The following is a 4,474-nucleotide window of genomic DNA, read 5'->3' as shown; positions in this document are numbered from 1 at the left end:
GCCGCGGACGCGACCCTTTACGCGCGGAACAACCCCACCCAGCTTCGCCTTCGCCGTTTCCTGGCAGAAGTAGACGCCCAGTTCGAACGGCACCGAGTCGAAGCCCACCGAGTGCAGGATCCGCGCACCTGACGCCTTGGCCGCTGCGTCATGGGCGTCGATCATCTGGCGCATCCAGTTGGGCTCGCCACTGAGGTCCAGATAGTCCGTGCCGGCCTTCGCACAGGCCGCCACCAGGTCCGAGCCATAGAGCTGATAGGGACCAACCGTCGTGATGATCGCCTTGGCGCGGCTGACCATCGCCGCAACCGAATCCGCATTCGACGCGTCAGCCACGATCAGGGGCGTGTCCCCGGGCGCGCCGATTTCGTCACGCACCTCGGCCAGTTTCGCCGCCGAGCGCCCGGCCATCGCCCATTTGACTTCACCGCCCACGCCATATCGCGCAGCCAGATGCTCGGCGACGAGGCGGCCTGTATAGCCGGTAGCGCCATAGACGATGATGTCGAACTCTGCGGCGGGGTTCATGATCGCGGCTCCTTTTTCGGTGGCGACCTTACAAATTTACATCGTCAACGCAACGCCTGCCGTTAGTCTTGGTACATGAGCATCGATCTCGGAATCATCGAAGGTTTCTTCGGTCGTCCCTACAGCTGGAATGAGCGGGCCGACATGGTTCGGGCGCTGGCGCCGCACGGCTACAGCTTCTACCTCTACGCCCCTAAGGCGGACGGCCATTTGCGGCGGCGCTGGCGAGAGCCCTATCCCGACGCCGAACTCGCGGCGCTCGCCGCCTTCGCCGGGATCTGTCGCAACGTCGGGGTTCGTTTCGGCGTAGGCCTCAGCCCATATGAGCTGTTCCTCGGTTTCGACGCGGACGCCAAGGCTGCGCTCGCCGCCAAGCTGGCCCAGCTCGAAAGCCTGGGCCTGGCCGATCTCGGGATATTCTTCGACGACATGAAGGGCGACCTGCCCGGCCTGGCCGCGCGCCAGGTCGAGATCATCCACTGGATCGCCGGGCGTACGACCGCATCGCGGATTATCGCCTGTCCCAGCTACTACACCGACGACCCGGTGCTGGACCGGGCGTTTGGCCAGCGGCCCGCCAACTATCTGGAAGATCTGGGCGTCGGCCTCGACCCCGCGATCCAGCTCATGTGGACCGGCGAGGAGGTTTGCTCCCGCGAGTATTCACCCGGCCATCTGGCGCGCGTAACCAACCAGATGCGCCGCAAACCGTTCCTCTGGGACAACTATCCCGTCAATGACGGCCCACGGATGAGCCAGCATCTGCATCTGCGCGCCTTCACCGGCCGCCCGGCCTCGATCGCCGCCCACATCTCCGGCCACGCCATCAACACGGCCTCGCAGGCTGTCCTGTCACGCATTCCGGCCCTGACGCTGGCGGAGAGCTATGCGCAGGGCGAGGCTTACGAGTATCTGGCGGCCTTCCGCCGCGCGGCGGTGACTGTGCTCGGCCCGGATCTTGCCAATGCCGTGGAACGCACATTGTTGCTGCTTGAGGACACGGGCCTCAAGGGTCTGGATGATCAGCGCAAGGCGCGCCTGCACGCTCGCTTCGCCGCCTTTGATCACCCGGCGGCCCGCGAGATCACCGCCTGGCTGGATGGGGCCTTCAACACGGGCGTGGACGAATTGCAGACCCAGTGACCACGCGCCGCGCCCTGCTCACCCGCGCGGCGCTTCTGGCCTCCGGCGCAGCCGGCCTCTGGCTGGTGCGTGACCGTCTGCCCTGGCCGCCGCTGGACGTGCGACTGGCCAACGGGCGCGACACACCCTGGATGGCTATGTCCCCGGGCGGCGGACTAATCGATCTCACCGTGGCCGTGAACGGCGTCCCTATCCGCGCGATCGTCGATTCCGGCGCGCAGATGACCGCCATCGACGCCGAAGTCGCCAACCGCCTGGGGCTACGCCGTCCCTTGACGGCGCCCATGCTGGCTTTTGGCGTCAGCGGAAAACCGGACCTGACCCACTCGGTCCTCCTGGACCTCGCGATGCCGGGGCTCTCGACCCCCGGGTTGCATGCCGCGGCGCTGGACCTGGCGGGTGTTTCGGCCCTCAGCGGGCGCGACTTTCAGATGCTGATTGGCCGTGACCTCCTGCGCCAGCTCGTGGTCGAGGCCGACTTCCCTGGCGCGCGCGTCCGGTTCCTGAGTGCAAGCGCCTACAAATCCCCACAAGACGCCATCTACCTCCCGCTCCGGCGGCGCGGCGGCGCGCCCGTGGTGGCCGTGAAGATTGAGGACGCCGATCCGGTCGATGTGCTCGTGGACACAGGTTCCAGCCGCCTGCTGGCGCTGTCAGAAGCCGCCGCGCGCAAGGTGGGCCTGTTGTCCCCGGGCCGCGCACAGGGCGCGGCGCACTCTGTCAATCTGGGCGGGTTCAGCCTGAACCGGATCGTCACCGCGCGCTCCGTCCGGATTGGAATTCTGGATCTCTCGGCGGTGGACATTCAGATCTATCGCCCCGCGTTCGGCGCCGGCGGCCCGGAAGGCCTGCTGGGCGCGGGGCTGTTCCGCCAGTTCCGCATGGGCCTGGATCTTGGCGGCAAGAGGCTGGTTCTGGTCAGGCCTCCGCTGCGTGTGGTTCCGCCGACCGGCTAAAGCCCTTTCCGTTTCGAATTTCCGGCCTATCCTCAGCGGCAACGGATTGGAATATCCGGTTTGTCGGGAGGCTTTGATATGACTTTTCGCGCTCTGGTGCTCGTCTCTGCCTGCCTTGGTCTGGCCCTGCCCGCCGCCGCCCAGGCCCAGCCCCCCGCCTCAAAGACTTCCGCATGGAAGACGCCGCGGAACGTCTGGGGCCACCCGGACCTCTCCGGCGTCTGGACCAACGCCACCATCACCCGCCTGGAACGCGATCCCCGCTTCGGCGACCGCCTGGTCCTGTCGGAAGATGAAGCGCGCCGGATCGAAGGCGTCACCGCCCAGGCGATGGAAGCCGCCGGCCGGCCGACCGACCAGAAAACCGGGGTCGATGATCTGCCCACCTGCGGCAATGGCTCCAGCGGCCCGGCCTGCGGTTACAACGCCTTCTGGGTGGCGCCGGGAACCAAGGTCATCCGCATCGGCGGCGAGGCCCGCTCGTCCATCCTGGTTGAACCGAAGAACGGCCGCTTGCCCTTGAGCGCCGCCGCCCTCGCCCGCCAGCGCGCCGCGTTCGGCAATGGCCGGCTGGGCAACTTCGACGGGCCGGAGCGGCGCCCCCTGGGCGAGCGTTGCCTGGTGGGTTTCGGCTCGACGTCCGGGCCGCCGATGTTGCCGGTGCTTTACAACAACCACTACCAGATCGCCCAGACCGGCGATGAGGTGATGATCCAGATCGAAATGGTCCACGACACACGGATCATCCGCCTGAACAGCACGCACAAACCGGCGTCTGTCCGGCAGTGGATGGGCGACAGCATCGGGCGCTGGGAGGGTGACACCCTGGTGGTCGAGACCGCCAACTTCCGCCGCGACCAGACCTTCCGCGGCGCCACCGAGAACATGAGGGTGATCGAACGCTTCACCCGCATTTCCCCGCAGCAGATCAAATACACCTTCGAGGTCATCGATCCCGCGACCTTCACCGAGCCGGTCAAGGGCGAACAGGCGTTCAATGCGTCAAGCGAGATGGTCTATGAATACGCCTGCCACGAGGGCAACTATGCGCTGTACGGCATCCTCGCCGGCGCCCGCGAGGAGGAACGCCAGGGCCGTGAGATGGAAGGCAATCGCGGTGCGGTGAAGGAGGAAGGCGGCGAGTAGCGGGCTCAGGCGCGCTGATCCACCACACTGGCCACCATCAGCTTGTTCTTCCGCCACCCGCCCCAGCGATAGTAGGCCAGCGCCAGACTGGCGGAGCCTATGGTTCCCAGCGGAAAGCTCCACCAGATCGCAGCGGCTCCGATAAGGGGCAACAGCATCAGCGCAAACGGCACCCGCATGACCCACATGGTGGTGGCGTAGATCAGTGTCGGCGCAAGCATTGCCGAATTGGCGCGCACCATCGCCGAAAGGCCGTTGGTGATCGCCAGGAAGATCCAGCCCCAGAGGACGATCTCGTTGATGTCCCGCGCGATCCGCAATTCTTCGCCACCCTCGGGCAGGAACAGCTTCAGGGGAAGGTCGCCGGACGCATAGACCAACGCGGCGGCCAGCAAGGTGAAGCCGACGGATACGAGGCAACCCTGAAAGGCGATCCGGCCGACACGGTCCCAGCGGCCGGCCCCGATGCAGATCGCCGCCATGGCCGACATGGACTGGGCGATCGCGCCCGACGGCATCTGGACATAGCCCCAAAGTTGGGCGGCGGCGGCGTAGGCGGCGGCCGTCGCGGCGCCCTGGGCGTTCACCAGACTGAGCAGGACGAAGTAAGCGCCCTGAACGATAATGTTCTCGGCCGCCATGGGCGCACCCTTGGCGACCAGCATCCAGATCAGCGCGCCATCCGGCTTGAGATTGTGCAG

At 66.5% G+C, this 4,474-nt stretch carries 5 protein-coding genes; 3 read left to right on the top strand and 2 right to left on the bottom strand.

All coding sequences use genetic code 11. From position 1 onward, the window contains the following. Window positions 1–528 (bottom strand): saccharopine dehydrogenase family protein (locus tag ACIQ42_RS16330; protein WP_397423305.1); only part of this gene is annotated, 528 nt, incomplete at its 3' end. Window positions 529–603: 75 nt separating this feature from the next. On the opposite strand from ACIQ42_RS16330, the gene ACIQ42_RS16325 reads away from it, so the two are divergent. The 3 genes from ACIQ42_RS16325 to ACIQ42_RS16315 all read left to right on the top strand — a co-directional run bounded on the left by ACIQ42_RS16325 (window position 604) and on the right by ACIQ42_RS16315 (window position 3,773). Beyond that, entirely contained in the window at window positions 604–1,671 is a 1,068-nt protein-coding gene (locus tag ACIQ42_RS16325; protein ID WP_397423304.1) for a beta-N-acetylglucosaminidase domain-containing protein, read from the top strand. Beyond that, window positions 1,668–2,627: an aspartyl protease family protein gene (locus ACIQ42_RS16320; protein WP_397423303.1), complete on the top strand. Its 960-nt coding sequence runs from the start codon at window positions 1,668–1,670 to the stop codon at window positions 2,625–2,627. Before ACIQ42_RS16325 ends, ACIQ42_RS16320 begins: the two co-directional genes overlap by 4 nt. Before the next feature lie 78 nt (window positions 2,628–2,705). After that, window positions 2,706–3,773, top strand: coding sequence for a hypothetical protein (locus ACIQ42_RS16315; RefSeq protein ID WP_397423302.1), 1,068 nt, complete (start codon window positions 2,706–2,708; stop codon window positions 3,771–3,773). A 5-nt stretch (window positions 3,774–3,778) separates the two neighbouring features. Here ACIQ42_RS16315 and ACIQ42_RS16310 read toward each other — a convergent pair. After that, window positions 3,779–4,474, bottom strand: a 696-nt coding sequence (locus ACIQ42_RS16310; protein WP_397423301.1) for an MATE family efflux transporter, incomplete at its 5' end; no start/stop codon positions are given.

It is taken from the genome of Phenylobacterium sp., from assembly GCF_044372605.1.
Classification (GTDB): Bacteria; Pseudomonadota; Alphaproteobacteria; order Caulobacterales; family Caulobacteraceae; genus Phenylobacterium.
This window is presented reverse-complemented; position numbering and strand designations above follow the sequence as displayed.